General features: G+C 34.3%; 24 protein-coding genes and 2 tRNA genes. 15 read left to right on the top strand and 11 right to left on the bottom strand.

Annotated features, from left to right (window positions below; genetic code table 11):
• The first annotated feature begins 34 nt into the window (after positions 1–34).
• The 3 genes from WDZ98_RS02860 (at position 35) to WDZ98_RS02850 (ending at position 2,515) form a co-directional block, all read left to right on the top strand.
• Positions 35–871, top strand: a complete 837-nt coding sequence (locus WDZ98_RS02860; protein ID WP_368056934.1) for a hypothetical protein — start codon at positions 35–37, stop codon at positions 869–871.
• Positions 872–1,135: 264 nt separating this feature from the next.
• Positions 1,136–1,423: a hypothetical protein gene (locus WDZ98_RS02855; protein ID WP_368056933.1), complete on the top strand. Its 288-nt coding sequence runs from the start codon at positions 1,136–1,138 to the stop codon at positions 1,421–1,423.
• A 156-nt stretch (positions 1,424–1,579) separates the two neighbouring features.
• Positions 1,580–2,515, top strand: a complete 936-nt coding sequence (locus WDZ98_RS02850) for a plastocyanin/azurin family copper-binding protein (protein WP_368056932.1) — start codon at positions 1,580–1,582, stop codon at positions 2,513–2,515.
• Between the two features lie 35 nt (positions 2,516–2,550).
• Here WDZ98_RS02850 and WDZ98_RS02845 read toward each other — a convergent pair whose 3' ends face one another.
• Positions 2,551–2,790 (bottom strand): hypothetical protein, encoded by a 240-nt coding sequence (locus WDZ98_RS02845; RefSeq protein ID WP_368056931.1) that lies wholly within the window; start codon positions 2,788–2,790, stop codon positions 2,551–2,553.
• Positions 2,791–2,910: 120 nt separating this feature from the next.
• Here WDZ98_RS02845 and WDZ98_RS02840 point away from each other — a divergent pair, with 120 nt between their 5' ends.
• Positions 2,911–3,504 (top strand): hypothetical protein, encoded by a 594-nt coding sequence (locus WDZ98_RS02840; protein ID WP_368056930.1) that lies wholly within the window; start codon positions 2,911–2,913, stop codon positions 3,502–3,504.
• Here WDZ98_RS02840 and WDZ98_RS02835 read toward each other — a convergent pair.
• The gene (locus WDZ98_RS02835; RefSeq protein WP_368056929.1) at positions 3,468–3,959 is read right to left on the bottom strand and encodes a hypothetical protein; all 492 of its coding nucleotides are present in this window, start codon (positions 3,957–3,959) and stop codon (positions 3,468–3,470) included. The two genes, WDZ98_RS02840 and WDZ98_RS02835, sit on opposite strands and share 37 nt — an antisense overlap.
• A gap of 42 nt (positions 3,960–4,001) precedes the next feature.
• Positions 4,002–4,076: transfer RNA gene (locus tag WDZ98_RS02830), tRNA-Arg, on the bottom strand.
• Between the two features lie 296 nt (positions 4,077–4,372).
• Here WDZ98_RS02830 and WDZ98_RS02825 point away from each other — a divergent pair.
• Together WDZ98_RS02825 and WDZ98_RS02820 are read left to right on the top strand one after the other, a co-directional pair.
• On the top strand, positions 4,373–5,503 hold the full coding sequence (locus WDZ98_RS02825) for an RNA-guided endonuclease InsQ/TnpB family protein (protein ID WP_368056928.1): 1,131 nt from the start codon (positions 4,373–4,375) through the stop codon (positions 5,501–5,503).
• Positions 5,504–5,536: 33 nt separating this feature from the next.
• A complete protein-coding gene (locus WDZ98_RS02820; RefSeq protein WP_368056927.1) occupies positions 5,537–6,721 on the top strand; it encodes an aminotransferase class I/II-fold pyridoxal phosphate-dependent enzyme in 1,185 nt (394 codons plus the stop codon).
• On the opposite strand, the gene WDZ98_RS02815 is transcribed toward WDZ98_RS02820, so the two are convergent.
• Genes WDZ98_RS02815 through npdG form a run of 3 tightly spaced genes read right to left on the bottom strand, consistent with a single transcriptional unit; the run spans position 6,702 to position 8,011 of the window.
• A complete protein-coding gene (locus WDZ98_RS02815) occupies positions 6,702–7,103 on the bottom strand; it encodes a pyridoxamine 5'-phosphate oxidase family protein (RefSeq protein ID WP_368056926.1) in 402 nt (133 codons plus the stop codon). The genes WDZ98_RS02820 and WDZ98_RS02815 overlap by 20 nt on opposite strands.
• Positions 7,087–7,320, bottom strand: coding sequence for a hypothetical protein (locus WDZ98_RS02810; protein ID WP_368056925.1), 234 nt, complete (start codon positions 7,318–7,320; stop codon positions 7,087–7,089). Before WDZ98_RS02810 ends, WDZ98_RS02815 begins: the two co-directional genes overlap by 17 nt.
• 19 nt (positions 7,321–7,339) lie before the next feature.
• A complete protein-coding gene (gene npdG, locus WDZ98_RS02805; protein WP_368056924.1) occupies positions 7,340–8,011 on the bottom strand; it encodes an NADPH-dependent F420 reductase in 672 nt (223 codons plus the stop codon).
• Positions 8,012–8,061: 50 nt separating this feature from the next.
• Between npdG and WDZ98_RS02800 the strand changes: the two genes are divergently transcribed.
• Genes WDZ98_RS02800 through WDZ98_RS02775 form a run of 6 tightly spaced genes read left to right on the top strand, consistent with a single transcriptional unit; the run spans position 8,062 to position 12,431 of the window.
• Positions 8,062–8,685: a histidine phosphatase family protein gene (locus WDZ98_RS02800; RefSeq protein WP_368056923.1), complete on the top strand. Its 624-nt coding sequence runs from the start codon at positions 8,062–8,064 to the stop codon at positions 8,683–8,685.
• Between the two features lie 56 nt (positions 8,686–8,741).
• Positions 8,742–9,002 (top strand): heme transporter CcmC, encoded by a 261-nt coding sequence (locus tag WDZ98_RS02795; protein WP_368056922.1) that lies wholly within the window; start codon positions 8,742–8,744, stop codon positions 9,000–9,002.
• Positions 9,003–9,004: 2 nt separating this feature from the next.
• The gene (locus tag WDZ98_RS02790; protein WP_368056921.1) at positions 9,005–9,436 is read left to right on the top strand and encodes a hypothetical protein; all 432 of its coding nucleotides are present in this window, start codon (positions 9,005–9,007) and stop codon (positions 9,434–9,436) included.
• 49 nt (positions 9,437–9,485) lie between these two features.
• A complete protein-coding gene (locus WDZ98_RS02785; RefSeq protein WP_368056920.1) occupies positions 9,486–11,012 on the top strand; it encodes a cbb3-type cytochrome c oxidase subunit I in 1,527 nt (508 codons plus the stop codon).
• A 12-nt stretch (positions 11,013–11,024) separates the two neighbouring features.
• Positions 11,025–11,975 (top strand): plastocyanin/azurin family copper-binding protein, encoded by a 951-nt coding sequence (locus WDZ98_RS02780; RefSeq protein ID WP_368056919.1) that lies wholly within the window; start codon positions 11,025–11,027, stop codon positions 11,973–11,975.
• 12 nt (positions 11,976–11,987) lie between these two features.
• Complete coding sequence (locus WDZ98_RS02775; protein WP_368056918.1) at positions 11,988–12,431, top strand: heme A synthase; 444 nt, start codon at positions 11,988–11,990, stop codon at positions 12,429–12,431.
• On the opposite strand, the gene WDZ98_RS02770 is transcribed toward WDZ98_RS02775, so the two are convergent.
• A complete protein-coding gene (locus WDZ98_RS02770) occupies positions 12,424–12,939 on the bottom strand; it encodes a hypothetical protein (protein WP_368056917.1) in 516 nt (171 codons plus the stop codon). The genes WDZ98_RS02775 and WDZ98_RS02770 overlap by 8 nt on opposite strands.
• 96 nt (positions 12,940–13,035) lie before the next feature.
• On the opposite strand from WDZ98_RS02770, the gene WDZ98_RS02765 reads away from it, so the two are divergent.
• Together WDZ98_RS02765 and WDZ98_RS02760 are read left to right on the top strand one after the other, a co-directional pair.
• Positions 13,036–13,638, top strand: a complete 603-nt coding sequence (locus WDZ98_RS02765) for an SRPBCC family protein (protein ID WP_368056916.1) — start codon at positions 13,036–13,038, stop codon at positions 13,636–13,638.
• Between the two features lie 59 nt (positions 13,639–13,697).
• Positions 13,698–13,771, top strand: a tRNA-Lys gene (locus WDZ98_RS02760).
• 83 nt (positions 13,772–13,854) lie between these two features.
• On the opposite strand, the gene WDZ98_RS02755 is transcribed toward WDZ98_RS02760, so the two are convergent.
• The gene (locus tag WDZ98_RS02755; protein WP_368056915.1) at positions 13,855–14,226 is read right to left on the bottom strand and encodes a response regulator; all 372 of its coding nucleotides are present in this window, start codon (positions 14,224–14,226) and stop codon (positions 13,855–13,857) included.
• Between the two features lie 168 nt (positions 14,227–14,394).
• On the opposite strand from WDZ98_RS02755, the gene WDZ98_RS02750 reads away from it, so the two are divergent.
• A complete protein-coding gene (locus WDZ98_RS02750) occupies positions 14,395–16,188 on the top strand; it encodes a PAS domain-containing sensor histidine kinase (RefSeq protein WP_368056914.1) in 1,794 nt (597 codons plus the stop codon).
• Positions 16,189–16,190: 2 nt separating this feature from the next.
• Here WDZ98_RS02750 and WDZ98_RS02745 read toward each other — a convergent pair whose 3' ends face one another.
• The 3 genes from WDZ98_RS02745 to WDZ98_RS02735 are packed head-to-tail and all read right to left on the bottom strand — an operon-like array spanning position 16,191 to position 17,901.
• The gene (locus WDZ98_RS02745; RefSeq protein WP_368056913.1) at positions 16,191–16,745 is read right to left on the bottom strand and encodes a class I SAM-dependent methyltransferase; all 555 of its coding nucleotides are present in this window, start codon (positions 16,743–16,745) and stop codon (positions 16,191–16,193) included.
• A 39-nt stretch (positions 16,746–16,784) separates the two neighbouring features.
• Positions 16,785–16,946, bottom strand: a complete 162-nt coding sequence (locus tag WDZ98_RS02740; protein ID WP_368056912.1) for a hypothetical protein — start codon at positions 16,944–16,946, stop codon at positions 16,785–16,787.
• 40 nt (positions 16,947–16,986) lie between these two features.
• Positions 16,987–17,901 carry a branched-chain amino acid transaminase gene (locus tag WDZ98_RS02735; RefSeq protein ID WP_368056911.1) on the bottom strand — a complete coding sequence of 305 codons (915 nt, stop codon included), beginning with the start codon at positions 17,899–17,901 and terminating at the stop codon, positions 16,987–16,989.
• Positions 17,902–17,977: the final 76 nt, after the last annotated feature.

The following is a 17,977-nucleotide window of genomic DNA, read 5'->3' as shown; positions in this document are numbered from 1 at the left end:
ATTACTCTTAAACGATTTTTAGATTTTGTGTTCAATGACTAAACTACTGTATGCCTCAATAATTGCGTCTGTAATTATAATGTCTGTTTTTAGTACCAACGCCTTTGCAGAATCAGATTTTAAAAAAATAGAAGGTAAGGAAATACTAAACAATCCAATTTCACAAGATATTCTTGCAAAAATTGAACTCTCAAAAAAACAGTTCCTACAAGCAAAAGAGATTGAAAAGACTAGTAATGCAAAACAACAATTCATTGATAAACAACGAGCCATGGCACAAGATTCCCTAAACCAAGAACTACAAAGAATGGAAAAATCACATGAAGAATTCACGCCTAGAAATGCATTTGCAAAATACGTTTCAAATCTTAACGCAACAAACACAGAGATATTCTGGGATCAGTTTGATTACCTTCATGCAAAAATCTCTCTAGCAAGAGACGCAAGGGATTCTGTCCTCAAACAGGGTGGAACATTCTCTGATGCCATGCAACAATATGTGCTATATGCAAAGATGCCAAAAATTGAAATGCAAAATATTGTGCGAGAACTCAACATAAAACACAATCTTGCACAAGAAGACATTCAAGCAAATTTTGACATTAACGGGAAATTATCTAGATACGAAAACGATATTGAAGCCCCATGTTATGGATGTACTGAGAAAATCTCCAAAGTCAAACTTGATTCAAGTCAATCTGTTCCTATAACAAGAGTTGTACTTGAGCCAAAGTCTACACAGATAACTGATCTTAAAGACTCTCTTTCAGACCTCCAAAACCAATTCTTAAAGTCAAAGAATATCATTGAACAGAAAAAAATGGTATTTGAGATGAATGAAATTATTAAACGCATTCAAGAACTCAAATAACTTTTTTATTTTTTTATTTTATGGCATGCCACAAACAATAAGGTATAGTCAAATAATTTTCTCACATTGAGATATCATGCAAACTGTTGTCCAGCGCAAAACCAGATCAAGACATTCACAAACTCTAACTAGAAGAGAGATCGTCCACTCTCTTCTAGCTAGAGAACAAAAGAATTTTGATGAGGCATTTAGATTCTCAAGTATTACTAATAATTCTTTGAGAAATTTTACTTATCAAATTAAGAGGAGGTGTATTTGATAATAATGAAAACAATATTGGCAATATCTACCATGACAATCTTGGCAATGGGAATGATTGCTCCTGCATTACAAGATTCATATGCATTTCCAACTAAAGCAGACTATTCAGATAAACTCAAGGCAAAGTCCTATGGATTAAAAACACAAGACAAAATGTCATCCCAAAATTCAAAATCCATCAATCATGGTGAGTTTGGATCTATAAAAAAAGAAGAAGTAAAGACATACAAGAAGATTGTTGCAGAATACAATGCAAAACAAATTCTTAAAAATATCTACAAACTAGGATAATTTTTTCTTCTAGCTTGTGCTTATTTTTACTAAGTTTACTTGCTGAGTAAACCTAACTTTCAATTTATTTAGTAAATTACTCTGTATAGAAAATTAATCCGCTTGTCTGAAAAATCATACCAATGATTATTTCATTATGAAATTATATAACGACTCATGCCATTAAGGTATGTTATAGTTTTTGCAATTATTGGAGTAATTCTGCTCCCAGTAATGGAGAATTCTTTTGCAGAAGAAACAATCAAAATAAGTATTCCAAAAAATACGTCTGTTCCAGGATGTGAGATTAAATCACTATGTTACATTCCAGATCCAATATCTGTTAATGTAGGTGATGTGATTCAATGGACAAACCGTGACTCTGTCTCTCATACTGTTTCAAGTGGTTCCCCAAAAACTGGAGCAGATGGAATGCTCTATAGCGGTTTAATGCAACCTGACAAAGTGTTTGCTTTTAGTTTTGATGAATCAGGCTCATTTCCATACTTTTGTACAATTCATCCTTGGATGGAAGGATTGATAATTGTAAATCCTCCTCTTCTCAAATCTGTTAAATCTACTGACATAACAGAGATGAGACTTTCCAAATCAGGTTCTATCATAGTTACCATTCAAACAGATATACCAAAAGCTAGAGTAGCACTTCCCATAGATCTGACTTTTACTGATGAAAACTCTATTCTATTATCTCACATTAATTATGATATTAGAGTCATTCAAGACAATGAAGATGTGTTGTTAATAGAAAATGCTCACTCTGTTGATGGTGCTGTAGAATTACCAGCAAAAATACTGGAATCTGACAACCCTGTTGAAATTATTGTCGGACTAAGAGGAATTTATCTTGCTTCACAACCTGTAAAACCTGTTTACGAAACAATAGAAATTTTAATTTCAGATGAAATGCTTGTTACAAAAGGAGTATCTCCTAAAGCACAAACTCAACGTGGTGTCCATTCACAAGATGTTACATGTCGCCAAGGCTTTGAACTAATCAAGAAAAATTCTGATAGTTCGCCTGCATGTGTGAGTTCTGAATCTATGGAAAAACTACTTGCAAGGGGTTGGGGAAGTCCTTTCAAAATGAAATAGCCTAAATTTCAATTTAATTAGAAATTTTTTACCACTTAGATTTCTTTAATTTCTGTAATTGTTCCTAACACAGAATCCATCTGAATTATGGCTTTTTTCTCTTCCCAACCTAGTGCAACATACCAATCACCTGCATCATCGTGGTATTTTGTCTCTAGTGTTTTGATATCTTCAGGTTTGGCATTGTATTTTTTTGCAATACCTGAAACTGCAAGTGCTATTGCGTCTTTTTCCTTTTCTAGACGTCTCTTCATTAATCCTATTCCTGGACTCATATATCTTCTCTACATTGATTCATCTAATATAGTTAATTCACAAAATTACTCATAATGTTGAATATTTCTAATTGATAGTTTTACAATATTTCAAATAACCCAATTATGTATAGAAATAAAATGAAATTAATCACAAGACTTTCAAATTCAACACTTGCAAAATCTACCACACTTGTTTCATTTGTATCAATTTTAGCAGTAATTGGACCAATCATTGTAGTCTCAGCAGGATTTTGGGATGCAATATCTCACCTACAAAAAGAACCAGAGTTTTTCTGGAGTCCATCTCACATGGTAGTATATTTTGGAGTATCACTAACTAGCTGTGCTGCAATCATGGGTTGCATGCTAATATTTAGAAAATCAATTCACGGTTCTCTAAAAACTGGAGTCAAACTAGTCATTGCTGGTTCTATAATTCAAATCATCTCTGGTTTTGGAGATTCAATATCCCATGATGTTTTTGGCCTTGATGGATTGATCTCATGGTCTCATCAGCCCTTAGAATTTGGATTGGTACTTGCATCATTAGGAGCAGTTTTGATATTAAAGAATAGAGAACACACAAAACTCAAAACATTTCTACCTTTTTCAATTATGGCATTTTTGTTTTTTGCAACTTGGTTAATTTTTAATCTGGTTTTAGTTTTCGGACACACAATCCAATGTATTCAAATCTATGAAATATTTTCTTCAGGCTGTTCTATATTGTAATTTCTTATCTTCATATATGATATAATCATCAATGCAACTGCTCCTACCAATATCATAATACCTGGAGGAAACATTTTTTGAGAATTTGTATTGCCAAATTCTACCTGTAAATTAATTATCTTCCCTGAAATGTTTGTAATTTTTACTGTGTGTAATCCGTTTTCACTAAAATCAAAATACCCAACTGACATTTTCGTCTTAACTTTTTGTTCTTGTATTACATTCTGGTTCACATCTATTATCTGCACAAACACTTCTTCTCCTGAAAATTCTGGCATGTACAACTTGTAATATCCAATACCTGTACCTGAGAAATCTGATTCAACTTCAAAAGAACTTGATTGCTCTAATAGAACTGAATCATGTATTTTTTCAGTCTCATTAAATATAATTGACACCCAAATCATTCCTATGATTATCAATGCTAATGAAATCTTAAATGGTGATATCTTCATTTCATCATGCAGAGTGATTATTTACTTTATAAGATAATCTAAAGGGCTCGGAGGGCTTCGATCCCTCGACCTAGCGGTTCGAAGCCGCTCGCACTATCCAGACTGTGCAACGAGTCCAGAATTGAAATATTGTTATGATTCTATAAACCCTACACCTAAGTTAAACAATTATTCATGAATCAATATTCTAAACCAAATCTAATTTTGTTATAAAATCTATGATGGTTATTTCAAAATAACCTGAATGCTATTTAACAAAGTCTGTATGATTGAACATTGTATAACTTCAAGTTCAGATTTTATTCAAATCACTGTACTACATCTCTATTTATTCAAAAAAGAATTCTGTCAAGTTGATGGCTAATGACTTCAATAATACAAGATCTAAATCGATTAAAAGTGAAAGTGATTAAATGAAACAGACAAAATGTGTTTGGCAGTTCCATGATAAAAGTGATGCACTCAAAGAAGTGTTTGATTATTTTAGATTTTGTACTAATGAAATGATTCGTGTATCAGAACAAAAAAATCTAACATCTAGGGGTGCAATGCATAAAGAATTTTACAAAAACCTAAGAGAAGATTTTATTGCAAAATACATACAATCTTCCACATCAGTAGCAAAAGCAAGATTGAAATTATATCGTACAACAAAAAAGAAAAAACCTGATGCAAAAATTCCATATGTTAAAAGAAATATGATCACTCTTGATAATCAATCATTTAAAATTCAGGATGAAATATTACGAATTCCAATCAAACCACATGAATACATTTTCATAAAATTACATTCTTATGTAATAAAAAAACTTGAAGATACCAAAGTTGGTTCCATCACATTAACTCCAGAGAAACTAATAATCAGTTACTCAAAAGAGGTATTTCAAATCAATCCTAAACATCATGTTGGAATTGATAGAAATTTTGATAATGCTACTTCTTTTGATACTACAGGAAAATTTATGGTGTACAATCTTAAAAAAACAAATCAGATCAAAGCAACATACAAAGTAGTAAAATCAAAATTCAAAAGAAATGATGCTAGAATTAGAAAGAAACTATACTCAAAATATGGTAAAAAAGAGAAAAACAGAGTACATCAATTGATTCATGAAGTATCTAAAAAAATAGTATCACAGAATCAAGGGATTGTTTTAGAAGATCTAAAAGGAATTAGAAAATTATATAGAAAAGGAAATGGTCAAGGTAAAAAAACTCGTGGCAAAATGAACTCCTGGAGTTTCTACGAGTTACAAAGACAAATAGAATACAAGGCATTATGGTCTGGATTACCAGTTCAATATGTCAAAGCAAATGGTACATCATCAAAGTGTTCGGAATGTGGGTCAAAACTAGTGCCCGAAGAGAATCGAATGATGATATGTAATAGTTGCAAAACAATTGTTGATAGAGATATCAACGCTTCAAGAAATATCTTGAATAGAGGTATGAGGTTCGTGCCACACGCAGTACAAAGTGAAGTGATGAAGCAGTTCAAAGATACAGAGCAGATTGTACCGAGTCTAATAGATGGTTTAAAATAAACCATCAATCTGACAGAACCCTGTCTAGATACTTTGAAAGTTTCAAAAAAAGTAATTGGTGTTGAATACGCAATTAGAGATATTGTTCTAGCTGCAAGAAAAGTTGAACAAAAAGGAATGAAAGTTGATTATCTTAACATAGGTGATCCTGTGCAATTTGGTTTTCAACCACCTGATAATGTCAAACAAGCTTTGATTGATGCAATCAACAAAGGTGAAAATTTCTATTCATCATCTGAAGGTATTTTGGAATTAAGGCAAGAAATTGCAAAGAAAGAAAATCTCAAGGGACTCTCAATTGGAGCTGATGACATTCTAATCACAAATGGTGTGTCTGAAGGACTAGACATGGTAATATCATCTATTGTAGAAGAAGGTGACGAAGTACTTTTACCTGGACCGTACTATCCACCATATGCTTCATACGTTAGATTGCATGGCGGCATTCCTGTAGAATTTGCAGTTGATTTGAATAATTCTACTCCTGACATTGATGATATTAAATCTAAAATTACTCCAAAGACTGTCGCTATTTGTCTAATCAGTCCAAATAACCCAACTGGAGTTGTGTTTAATGAAAAAGCACTCAAAGAACTAGTAAACATTGCAAATCAGCACAATCTCTACATCATATGTGATGAAATCTATGATCAAATTATTTTTGATGAAAAATTTGTAGGAATTGGTAAAGTTACAGGTGACTCGCCAGTTATAGTTCTAAATGGATTCTCCAAAGTCCATCTAATGTCTGGCTGGAGAATTGGTTACATTGCGTTTAATCAATCATCAAAACTTGATGCATTACGTGAACATCTTCCAAAATTGGCTAGAGTAAGAATTGCTACTAGTCTTCCTGTACAACATGCAGCTCTGGAATCTTTACGTGGTCCACAAGATTACATTGGCAAGTTTGTATCTGAAATAAAAAAACACAGAGACTTGGTTGTTAAACGACTCAATGAAATGCCTGGTCTTTCTTGTCCAAATCCAAAAGGTGCATTTTATGCATTTCCAAAAATTGAAGACAAAAAATTTGGAACTGATAAAGAATTTGTAACAAAATTACTTGAAACAAAAGGTGTACTTACTGTTCATGGTTCTGGATTTGGTGAGCAATATGGTAGTGGACATTTCAGACTAGTCTATCTTCCTAAGCTAGATGTGTTGGATTCTGCAATGAACAAGATTGAAGAATTTGTCAGTAATTCCAAACTGTAAATTTTTCAGGAACAATCTCTATTATACAGTCAGTATCGTCTAGTAATTCTTTTGCAGATTTATTCTCTAGCGTGTTAAAATATCTGGAGAGAATTTTTTTTGCAATTGTTTTTACTTTGGTATGCTCTAAAATTAGATTGGCGTTACCTTGTGTCATGACTCCGTAAATGTTTGGTGCATTAATTCCTACATCAACACAGCAAGAAACTCGTTTGTTTTTCTTTACATTTTTTGCCTTTTGTGTTTTGGTGTTTGTTCCAATGTAGAATTTTTTAGCACTATACATATACCACACAGGCACGATATGCGGAGTTTTGTTTTTATCAATTGTTGATAATCGTAATATTTTTTGTGCCTTTAGAAATTCATCTCGTTTGTTCATACTTTCTAAATCCTAACACTATCATAAAAATCCCAAAGCCTAGCATTGCAACTGAAACTTTCTCATTTGTAAATTCTGCATTAAACAAAAACTCTTCAACAAAATCAATTCCCCATATGAGTAATTGTTGAATGAGAACTATTCCGCCCATCACACAAAAAAGTACACCAATTGCAGTAAACCAATTTTTACCACGTCTATAGTACTCGTGACTCATGATAAATTATAAAATAAACTTAGATAATTTTGATACCTGGATTCTTTATCTTGTTTCGTATCATGGCATTAAGCAATAATGGTGTTGACATTTCTGCAAGATATGATAATTCTATTGGTCCCAAGTAGATTGATCTTAGTCCCTTTATCTCATCAATCAAGCGATTAACTGCTTGTACTGATTCATCATCATCTCCACAAACAAATATGTCATAATCTAATTCCAGTGTAGGATTGACTAGCTTTTTTTCAGATATTACATGAAATGCTGAAACAAGTTTTGATTTATTTTTCATATGTTTTAAAACAAGTTTGTATGAAAATGGTTTATTTTCTTTAATTGCAACACATTCGAACCCTACATCCGTTTTAGTCATTGGAACAATTGGAGATACGACCACACAAGTGTCTTTGACTTGCGATAATATTCCAGAACACACTGAATCAATATTTTCATATGGGATTGACAAAATCAAGATATCACTTTCTTTTGCAACTGAGACATTATCATTTCCTGAAATTGAACCTTTGATTTCTCCAAACGCTTCTTTTGCAAGATTGGTATATTCTACTGCTGCTTCTGATGCTCTTGCAGCGTCTCTGGATCCAATAATGATATCATTGTTTTGTGACCATCTAAGTGCAAATCCTTTTCCCATTCCACCAGTTCCACCAATAATGCCAACTTTCATGATGTCTCTCTGATAATGTTATTATTATCTCTATTTAAAAAGCGATTAAATTGGGACAGATAATTTTTCTCAGACACGGTCAGGCAAAAAATAATGTTGAACGAGTTTTAGCTGGGCGAACATCAGGTATACCATTAACTGAAATTGGTATTCAACAAGCACAACATACTGCTGAATTACTTGAACACATGAATGTCTCTGCAATTTATTCTAGTCCAATTCAAAGAGCAAAACATACTGCAGAAATTGTTGGAGAACATAATTCCATTGATGTCAAAATTGATGATCGTTTAATTGAACTTGATATGGGAAAATTTACTGGAGTTCCATATGATGAAATTTTTACCAATCATGGTAATGTCTTTATGAAATTCTACAATGGTGAATTAGAAATTGCGCATAATGGTGTAGAAACTTTTTCTGAAGTTAAAAAACGAGTATTGGGAATCGTTGATCATATCATTGAGAATCATCCTGATGAAAATGTTGTACTGGTAACTCATATGGATCCAATCAAAGCAATGCTTTCAACTATAGTTGATCTTTCTCCTACCAATCTCTTTGAGCTAATTATTGCAAATGCATCGCTGAATATCTTTAGAGAAAAAGAACGCAAATTTTCTCTTTCAGGACTTAATGTAATGCATCCATCCCGTTTCGATCAGGGCTGGTAGATAATAATCTTGAAAACCCTTAAATAGAAATTATAGACCACGTCATTCAATCGCTAATGAAGAAATTGGTCGGATTATTCTTAGTATTGGCAGTTACTGTATTGATTCCAGCTATAGACTTAGCATTTGCTGCTGGTGATGAACCTGGAGAGTATCTTGATCGTAGAGTGGTTATTTGGAATTTATTTTATAGATTGATGACTGTTGGATTTACTGTTGGAGCAGTAGTTTCTGGAACTATTATTTGGCAATGCTGGAGATTTAGAGAATCTCATCCTAAAGCAAAACCAACTCCATATGAGGGCACGGACTGGTAAAAATGAGTGGGCACTCTAACTGGCCTGAATGGGTTTACATTGGTGTTGTAGTTGCATTGATGGTTTGGGTAGGTGCAGAAGCATGGGAAGCAGAAAGGCTTGTTGAACATGTTCCAGCAGGTGCGGAAACAATCAAAGTAACTGGCCAACAATGGTTCTGGTCTTTTGAACATGAAGACGGTACAAAAGAAATTGGCGAACTACATGTTGAAGTCGGCAAGGCTTACAAGTTTGAGATAATGTCAAAAGATGTTAATCATTCTTTTAACATTCATGATTATGTTGTATTAATGGATGCAATACCTGGTAGAGTTAACACAGTGTGGTTTGCTCCAACTGAAGCTGGAACTCATGATATTCAATGCAGAGAATATTGCGGATTAATTCACTATAACATGCGTGGAACATTGATTGTGGAGGATCCATCATCTTGATAACGCTTTTATCACAACTTTCAATTGTTTTCAGTGAGGAGATTAACTAATGGTTCTAGAATTACAAAAACCACGTCCAATTTGGCAAATTATGTTCTCAACACATCATACTGATGTAGGTTTATTGTATCTAATTTCATCACTAGCATTTTTGTTCTTGGGTGGAACCTTGGCTCTTGCAATCAGAGCAGAGCTGTTCTTACCAGGTGCACAAATTATTGGCGATGCGATGACCTTTAACAGAATATTCACTGTTCACGGTACAACGTTAATCTTTTTGTTTATCATTCCATTTGCATCTGCAGTTGGTAACTATTACGTTCCAATCATGGTAAGATACAAGGATATGGCATATCCAAAACTTAATGCAATAGCATTCTGGATGATTCCACCTGCAGGAGCACTAATTTGGTTAGGCTTTGCAGATTTTACTTGGTATGCAACACCACCATACTCTATTATCAGTGCACCAGGTCCTGCAGCAGACATGTGGATTTTTGGACTGAAAATTTTGGGTATATCATCAGTGTTAGGCGCAATCAACTTTGTCGTTACCATTCTCAAATGCAAACATCCTGACATGTCAATTGGACAAGTTCCATTATTAGCATGGTCTTTTCTCTCATCATCTTTGATTATTCTTGTTGCAATTCCAACATTTGCCGCAGCACTCTTGATGTTACTCACTGACAGACTAGGTGTAAGTGGATTTTTCAATCCAGCAATGGGTGGAGATCCAATTGCATATGCACACTTGTTTTGGTTTACATTCCATCCTGAAGTGTATGTACTAGTAATTCCTGCCATCGGCATGATGTATGAAATTATTCCAAGATTCTCAAGAAAACCAATTTACAGCTACAACTCTGGAGTCTTTGCATTTGTGTTATTATCGATTGTAGGTTTCTCATCATGGGCTCACCACATGTATGCAACTGGAATGTCATTTACTGAGAAAACAGTATTCATGGTTGGAACTCTTGCAGCAGTACCAGCATCTGCAATGCACGTATTCAACTTTATTGCAACAATGTGGAATGGTAGAATCAAATTTGCAACCCCTATGATGTGGTCTGTTGGAGGAATTGCCTTGTTCTTCTCTGCAGGTGCAGGCGGTGTAGCAAATGCTGCAATGCCATTAGACTTTACAACACACGACACTTATTGGGTGGTAGGCCACTTTCATCTCTTCGTGATGGGTACAATTGCATTTGGATCAATTGGATTCCTCTACTACATGTTCCCATATGTTACAGGCAGAATGTACAATGAGACGATGGGCAAGATTCACTTTGTAATGTCATTTATTGGAACCGTTCTAGTATTCTTTACACAACACTTACTTGGTTTGTATGGTATGCCAAGAAGAATTTTCGATTACCCACCAATCCCTGAATGGATTGCTATGAACCAAATCGCAACAGTTGGTGCAATGATTATTGGTGTTAGCATGGCAATATTCTTGGCAAACATGATTTACAGTTCAGGAAAAGGAAAACTTGCAAATACTAATGATCCATTCGGTCTTGGTGGCAAGTACTACTACCCATTTGAGGCAAAGAACCCATCACACTAGGAGATATATGAAATGAGTCACGATAATTCCCAAGTTTACAGAACAACTCCAGCTAGAACTGGAAAGATGATGATCATCATGTTGGGTATCTGCATAGTTGGAGGAGTGATCTTCTTTTCAATGTGGGACTATTGGATTTCAGAACCTGCCCCAGTTGTGGCAATGATGGCAGGTGGTGATGATCATGGTGCAGCAGCTGTACACACTGGCGCTACTATCACATCTATTCTTTCATTTATCGAATCACCTGACTTTAGGACTTTGGCATTTAATGCACTGCCAGGGGAACCCGATAACAATCCAACAATCAATATGCAAGTTGGAGACAAAGTTGTCTTTGATGTAGTTAACAACGGAAAATCATTTCATTCCTTTGGTGTAACAGCTGATGATGAAGGATTTGGAGGAATTATTCCCGGCAGTGAAGTTGCAACTGCATCAAATCCACTAAAACCAGGTCAAAGTGGATCATCAGAATTTATTGCAGGTGAAGAAGGAATTTATTACTATATCTGTACTGTTCCAGGTCACAGAGAACAAGGAATGGTTGGTACAATTGTTGTAGGTGATGTTGCAGCACCAGAACCAGTTGTTGAAGCAGCACCAGAACCAGTTGTTGAAGCAGCACCAGAACCAGTTGTTGAAGCAGCACCAGAACCAGTTGAATTTAACGGTGTAATTTCACTTCCAGAAGGATCTGGCGTACCTGGATGTGAGGAAACACATTCATGCTATATTCCATTTAGCGTCTCAGTTTCTGTAGGTGAAGAAATTACTTGGTCAAATGATGACTCTGCAGCTCATACTGTAACAAGTGGATTGCCAGGAGCTCCTGATGGAATCTTTGATAGTAGTTTGTTTATGGCAGGTGGTACTTTCTCTGTAACTCTTGATGAACCTGGTGAATATCCATATTATTGCATGGTTCATCCTTGGATGACTGGTATCATTATAGTAAACTAGAATCGAGAAGTTTTGGCAATTCAATATCTTGCATTAACATCGTTGATTGTTCTGTATTCTCTAATGTTTATTGGAGGATATATTTCAGCTGCTGGACTTGGATTAACTTGTCCTGAGTGGCCATTATGTCCAAATGGTGTAATGCCTTCTGAAGAATATTTTATTGAATGGACTCATAGATTAATTGCAGCAACAACTGGAGTGTTAATAATTGCAACAATGGTTGCCAGTCTAATTAACAAAAATGCTGATTTAAAAATAAAAATTACAAGTTCAATTGCATCTGCATTAGTAGTTACACAAATTACACTTGGCGCACTAGTAATTGATACAAAACTTCATGCAGTACTAGTTGCAATTCACTTGGGAATTGGAATATTGTTATTTGCTATGGTGTTATTGACTGTATTATTTGCATTTAGAATTTCAAAATCTTCTAAACCAATAACTACTTAGATTTTTTAGAAATTCTAGGTACATAGATGTACAACATGACACCTAAAAATACAAAAGCACCTGTTGTAATTGCACCAATGAATACCACTCCAAATGGACTTTGTGTTCCCATGTTAAACGTATAAGTTAGAATTCCATCGGTACCTGGCATGTCATACAAATCAATCTTTACAATATGATTTCCTGTATTTCTCCAAACATAATCAAAATCCCAGTGTCCGCTCTCTACAGATGTGGGAATAATTGCATCTACTTGCTGATCATTATAATACACTCTGATCCCCATAGTGAATCTATCTACTTCTAGATACTCCTCATCAGTGACTCTTAACAAAAATTGGGACGGTTCATCAATTTGTGGAAATTCCGGCGTTGTGGCTACTTGAACTCTATATCCTCCGTAAACTTGCTCAGCAGAATTGAACATAGAATGCGCATATGCTGAATCAAATCCTGAATAAAATGAAAGAACAAAAATGAAGATCAGGAAAAATGATCGCATCTTCATCAAAATATAATTAAGATTCGATGAATATATTGTAAGTTAATTTTATGAGGAAAATCTTCAAAACCTTTAAATCCTTATTGGCAAGAAACTCAATCGTTGACCCTCGTTACAAAATCAATCGATATCAAAACACCTGTAGAGAATGTTTTTACCTACTTTGCAAGACCCGAACACGTTTCTGACCAAATCAAAAACGATACAGTAGGCATGACAGTTGTTCCTATGGATATTAAAGAAGGAATGGGTGTTGGTACAACCTTTAGAATTATCGGTGACTTTAGCGGTAAACGTTTAGAATGGGATTGTGAGACAACTGAATTCATTAAAAATGAGAAGATCAGCGCAAAACAGATTGAAGGTCCATTCAAAAAATGGCAAATCACAAATGAATTCAAAGCACTAGGTAATAACCTCACTAGAGTAACAATGTCAGTAGACTATGAAATGCCATTTGGTCCACTAGGTGCAATCTTGGACAAAGCAAAGTTTGCAAAGTCTGCTGAGAAAGGAATGGAAACTGCTCTATACAACGTTAGAGGATTACTTGAAGGAAATGGTTCAATTCCAGTATACATCACACTAGATGCATACCAAAAACTTTTAGCCGAAAAGAAAAAGATGAATGACGTTCCAGTTTCAACTGCACTTACTGCAATTATTGAAAAGTACAATGAAATTGAAGCTAAAGCACAAAACTAAATTTTCATTTATTTTAAAATCTCAAGATTAATAATAACTCTAGGCTTATCCTGTGTGGTGGGTCTATGGCGCAGCCAGGTAGCGCACCGGACTCTTAATCCGGTTGTCGTGGGTCCGAATCCCACTAGACCCGCTTCTTTAGTAGATCTTTCACATGTGTAAGAGAAGTAAAAAATATCAATCCTATCTGACAAATTTTTGATAAATAATCTAATACTATACGTTGATCTCAGAATATTTTTTTGCTAAAGCAAGTAATTCATCAACACCTAATGGTTTTGAAATTACTTTGATCAATCCATGTTTAATAGCCTCAATATTTTTTGGCTCAAACTCTGAGAATCCTGTAACAATTACAACGTTTGCATCTTTATCTATCCCTTTGATTTGTTTGAATGCTTGATAGCCATCAAGTATAGGCATATCTCCATCCATGATTACCAAAGATGGATTGCATTCTATAAATTTCTCAATTCCTTCTTTACCATTTAGTGCAGTTTGAACATCAAATTCGTGTAATTCTAAAATTTCTTTATAGATTCCAATTAAATCTACATCATCTTCTACTACTAGTACTGTTTTACCCATGCCCAGTGTATTATGCTCATACTTTACTATTAAAGTCTCCGTAAGTTCTAATTATTACAGATGATCAATTAATTATTAATTTTGTCAATGCTTTTTAAGATAAAATGCAGTTATCATTACCTGAAAACGTATATCTGTCAAAACTTATGAAATTAAGAGGATCAAAACATGGCTGAACCTAACTTGATTAATCAACAACTACAAGACAATAAACGCATTTTGATTATTCTCATTGGAGTTTTAATTGGATTTACTGTACTTTACCAACTAAGACCATTTCTTGATGATGAGCAGTTCATGTGGATATCAATTCCTACATACGTAATTGTTCCTGGTGTCTTAACTGCATATGCTGCCATTCTCACAATAAAATTGCGCAAACAAAAACACTTCCAAGCAAAAGCATTTTTTCTTTTTTCCATTGGTGCAGCGTTTTGGTTTATAGCTGAGCAAATTTGGCAAATGTATGATCATATCTGGGAAGGTGAACCATTTCCATCAGAAGCTGACATTTTCTATATGGGTGCATCTCCACTCATGATTGCATTTCTGTTAATTTCACTTCAACCAGTCCTCAAATCAATTAATAAAAAAGTCTGGTTGTTTGCAATCGGCTTATCGTTTTCATTTTTGATACCATCTATTTTAGCAGCATACGATGACATGGAAGGTGAAGAGGCATTTGCAACATCAATTGCTGTTGCATATCCTATATTGGCATCAATTCAAGTTGTTCCTGCTATAGTTGGAATATTATATCTCACAAAAAGAGCTGCGACTTTTTCTTGGATGTTAATTTTATTTGGATTTATTATTTACAATATTTCAGACACGTTTTTCTTATTTGTAGAATTAGATAGCTCGTACTATGATGGACATCCAGTTGACTTGCTGTATGTCTATGGCTATGTCCTGCTAATCTTTGCTTTTCATCTTCGTTTGAATATTGCAAACATACCATCTCCTGAAAATAAGGCAATGTTCTTCTCTGAACGCGTACAATTTGAGACTATTAGTAAATTTGGAATTCCACTCACATTGGCAATTGTATGTATGGTCATTTTGATCTCATTAGTTGATGCTGTATTTGTGGAAGAAGATGAAAATTTGTCTGCTCAAAGTCTTATGCTGGGAGTTGTTGCCATGATGGCAGTTTTTGCAGCTATTGTAATTACAATCAACAAGAATCTTTCACGTCTTGTTAAAGTGAGAACTGATGAACTAATTGAACAAAGAGACAATCTTGAAAGCCTTGTCGAAGAAAAAACTCAAGCAATCCTAAAATCTGAAAGACTTTCTGCAATCGGGGAATTATCAGGACGTCTTGCACACGACTTGAGAAATCCATTATCTGTGATGAAAATGTCTATAGATTTAATCAAACAAACTCCTCAAGAAACAAAACTTTCTGATTCTAATGTGGTTAAACGTATAGATTTGATTGAAAAGAGCATTGATAGAATTTCTCATCAAATTGATGATGTATTAGATTATGTGAGAAACTCTCCACTGAACTTAACAAATGTCTCACTCAAAGAACTAGTTCAAAGTTCAATAGGTAAAATAAGCATTCCAGACGATGTTAAAATCACTGTTTCTGAACAAGATGTCACAGTTGACTGTGACGCAATCAAACTTGATGCTGTATTTATCAATCTAATCATAAATTCAATTCAAGCAATGCACAAGGGAGGGAAAATTGAAATCAAAATATCTGAAAAAGACAACTTGGTAATCATACAATTCATTGATTCTGGAGAAGGAATTTCAGAGGAAAACATGACTAAAATATTCGAGCCTCTTTTTACTACTAAACAAAAGGGTACTGGTTTGGGTTTAGCAAGCTGTAAAAACATTGTCGAACAACATCAAGGAGAAATTAATGTAACTAACAATCCGACAACATTTACAATAATTTTGCCTAAAATACTATCTATTGAAAGTAAACTTCGATCAAAATAAAATTATACTTTTTTTAATAATGTAAATCTCGGTTTATCTGGCTCTATGTCCTCATGCATATTGACATTACTTACAAATCTAACATTATAGTTTTGCCATCTATTTTGCATGTTACGAAATTTTTGGTTTTTATCTATTTGTTTTTCTGTCTCTTCAAACTTTTCACAATTCATAATGTATTTTCCAGCAACTCTATACATCTCTGAAATTCCTTTTTCTAACGTTATGTCGTCTAGATAATTCATTAATCCATGTGTAAATACAAAATCTATTGAAGAATCCCCAAACGGCAATTCCGTAATTGATGCTTTTTTGAAATTTACTACAGATAGTTTCTTTTTTGCAATATCTAAAGCATGACCATTAAGATCAACGCCATAAATCTGAAATGATTCTGAAAACATTCTCAAATCAATTCCTGTCCCACAACCAATCTCTAGAACACTTGTACAACGCAACGAAGTAGCTAAATCTTTTGTAAAATTTGCAAATTCCTCATTGTATTTTTCTTCATTTTCATCTGCATATTTATCCCAAAATTCCTCATTGTAATTCATAGAATTTTTCACTCAAAAGCTGTATTTGATATTAATTGTTTAATGCTGACATTTGCATGGAATGAGTTTTGTATCAAAAGTGCAGTCATGTGGTCCGTCTGATTTTCCCTGCGTGGGAATCTCTTTCATACAATCATCATGGCGTCCTTTTCTGCAAAACCAGCAAATCTCTTGTGTGTCTCCAGTAGAGCATGAGTCCATAATTTCTAGTCCTTTTTGTGGGTAAAAAACTTCTTGTAATCTAGATAAATGTCAACCATGGCAAAAATCTTTCATCTTTGCCCATGACCACATCATTAAATGATTTTTGTAGTGTTTTTGTAATATTTCCCATATTGCCGTTTCCAATCTTTACTTTATCTACATAAGATACTGATTTTACTTCTGCTGCAGTACCTGTCATGAAAATCTCATCAGCTGTATAGAGATCATCTCGCTCTAGATCTCGCTCAATCACAACTCCACCATTTTCTTCAATGATTTGAATAACACTATCTCTAGTGATCCCTTCTAAACCCCCTGCTGAAAGCGGAGGAGTTTGAATTACATCGTCTTTAACAATAAAGATATTTTCTGCACTGCCTTCTGCAATTTTACCATGTAAGTTTAACATTATTGCCTCATCGTATCCATTATCTAATGCCTCCATTCTTGCAAGTGCTGCATTTGCATAGTTTGATGCAGCTTTTGCTTGCATTGGTTGTGATCTTGAATCAATTTTAATCCAACTTGACACTTTACATTTAGCTCCTGAAAACTTACCAGCTTTTGATTCTCCCATCTTCCATTCCCAACATGCTATTGAAACATCTACATTATTTCCAGTTGGAGTTAATCCCATTGTTCCGTAACCATAATACGCCAATGGTCTGATGTATGCTTCTTTTAGTCCACTAGTTTTTACAGTCTTTGTAATTGCTTCTGAAATTGCTTGTTTTGAGAATTGCATCTTCATTGAATATAGTTTTGCAGATTTGAAAAATCTATCAACATGTTCTGGCAATCTAAAAATTGCTGAACCATTTGGTGTGTTATAACATCTGATCCCTTCAAAAATTGATGTCGAATAATGTAATGCATGAGTAAGTACATGAACCTTGGCGTCTTTGAATGGCACCAATTTTCCATTCATCCATATTTTACCAACCTCTTGCATAGGAGACGAAAAAAACTATGCTAATTTAAAGAATTATCTTTTACGCTCAGTTTGGCATCTGAAACTACATATCTGA

The sequence above is a fragment of the Candidatus Nitrosopumilus sp. genome, from assembly GCF_040878665.1.
Classification (GTDB): Archaea; Thermoproteota; Nitrososphaeria; order Nitrososphaerales; family Nitrosopumilaceae; genus Nitrosopumilus.
This window is presented reverse-complemented; position numbering and strand designations above follow the sequence as displayed.

Excerpts from the sequence above, each read along its gene's own strand:
- WDZ98_RS02860 (WP_368056934.1), top strand. The coding sequence starts at position 35 with ATGACTAAACTACTGTATGCCTCAATAATTGCGTCTGTAATTATAATG.
- WDZ98_RS02855 (WP_368056933.1), top strand. The coding sequence starts at position 1,136 with ATGAAAACAATATTGGCAATATCTACCATGACAATCTTGGCAATGGGA.
- WDZ98_RS02850 (WP_368056932.1), top strand. The coding sequence starts at position 1,580 with ATGCCATTAAGGTATGTTATAGTTTTTGCAATTATTGGAGTAATTCTG.
- WDZ98_RS02845 (WP_368056931.1), bottom strand. The coding sequence starts at position 2,790 with ATGAGTCCAGGAATAGGATTAATGAAGAGACGTCTAGAAAAGGAAAAA.
- WDZ98_RS02840 (WP_368056930.1), top strand. The coding sequence starts at position 2,911 with ATGAAATTAATCACAAGACTTTCAAATTCAACACTTGCAAAATCTACC.
- WDZ98_RS02835 (WP_368056929.1), bottom strand. The coding sequence starts at position 3,959 with ATGAAGATATCACCATTTAAGATTTCATTAGCATTGATAATCATAGGA.
- WDZ98_RS02825 (WP_368056928.1), top strand. The coding sequence starts at position 4,373 with ATGAAACAGACAAAATGTGTTTGGCAGTTCCATGATAAAAGTGATGCA.
- WDZ98_RS02815 (WP_368056926.1), bottom strand. The coding sequence starts at position 7,103 with ATGAACAAACGAGATGAATTTCTAAAGGCACAAAAAATATTACGATTA.
- WDZ98_RS02810 (WP_368056925.1), bottom strand. The coding sequence starts at position 7,320 with ATGAGTCACGAGTACTATAGACGTGGTAAAAATTGGTTTACTGCAATT.
- npdG (WP_368056924.1), bottom strand. The coding sequence starts at position 8,011 with ATGAAAGTTGGCATTATTGGTGGAACTGGTGGAATGGGAAAAGGATTT.
- WDZ98_RS02795 (WP_368056922.1), top strand. The coding sequence starts at position 8,742 with ATGAAGAAATTGGTCGGATTATTCTTAGTATTGGCAGTTACTGTATTG.
- WDZ98_RS02790 (WP_368056921.1), top strand. The coding sequence starts at position 9,005 with ATGAGTGGGCACTCTAACTGGCCTGAATGGGTTTACATTGGTGTTGTA.
- WDZ98_RS02785 (WP_368056920.1), top strand. The coding sequence starts at position 9,486 with ATGGTTCTAGAATTACAAAAACCACGTCCAATTTGGCAAATTATGTTC.
- WDZ98_RS02780 (WP_368056919.1), top strand. The coding sequence starts at position 11,025 with ATGAGTCACGATAATTCCCAAGTTTACAGAACAACTCCAGCTAGAACT.
- WDZ98_RS02770 (WP_368056917.1), bottom strand. The coding sequence starts at position 12,939 with ATGAAGATGCGATCATTTTTCCTGATCTTCATTTTTGTTCTTTCATTT.
- WDZ98_RS02755 (WP_368056915.1), bottom strand. The coding sequence starts at position 14,226 with ATGGGTAAAACAGTACTAGTAGTAGAAGATGATGTAGATTTAATTGGA.
- WDZ98_RS02750 (WP_368056914.1), top strand. The coding sequence starts at position 14,395 with ATGGCTGAACCTAACTTGATTAATCAACAACTACAAGACAATAAACGC.
- WDZ98_RS02745 (WP_368056913.1), bottom strand. The coding sequence starts at position 16,745 with ATGAATTACAATGAGGAATTTTGGGATAAATATGCAGATGAAAATGAA.
- WDZ98_RS02740 (WP_368056912.1), bottom strand. The coding sequence starts at position 16,946 with ATGGACTCATGCTCTACTGGAGACACACAAGAGATTTGCTGGTTTTGC.
- WDZ98_RS02735 (WP_368056911.1), bottom strand. The coding sequence starts at position 17,901 with ATGCAAGAGGTTGGTAAAATATGGATGAATGGAAAATTGGTGCCATTC.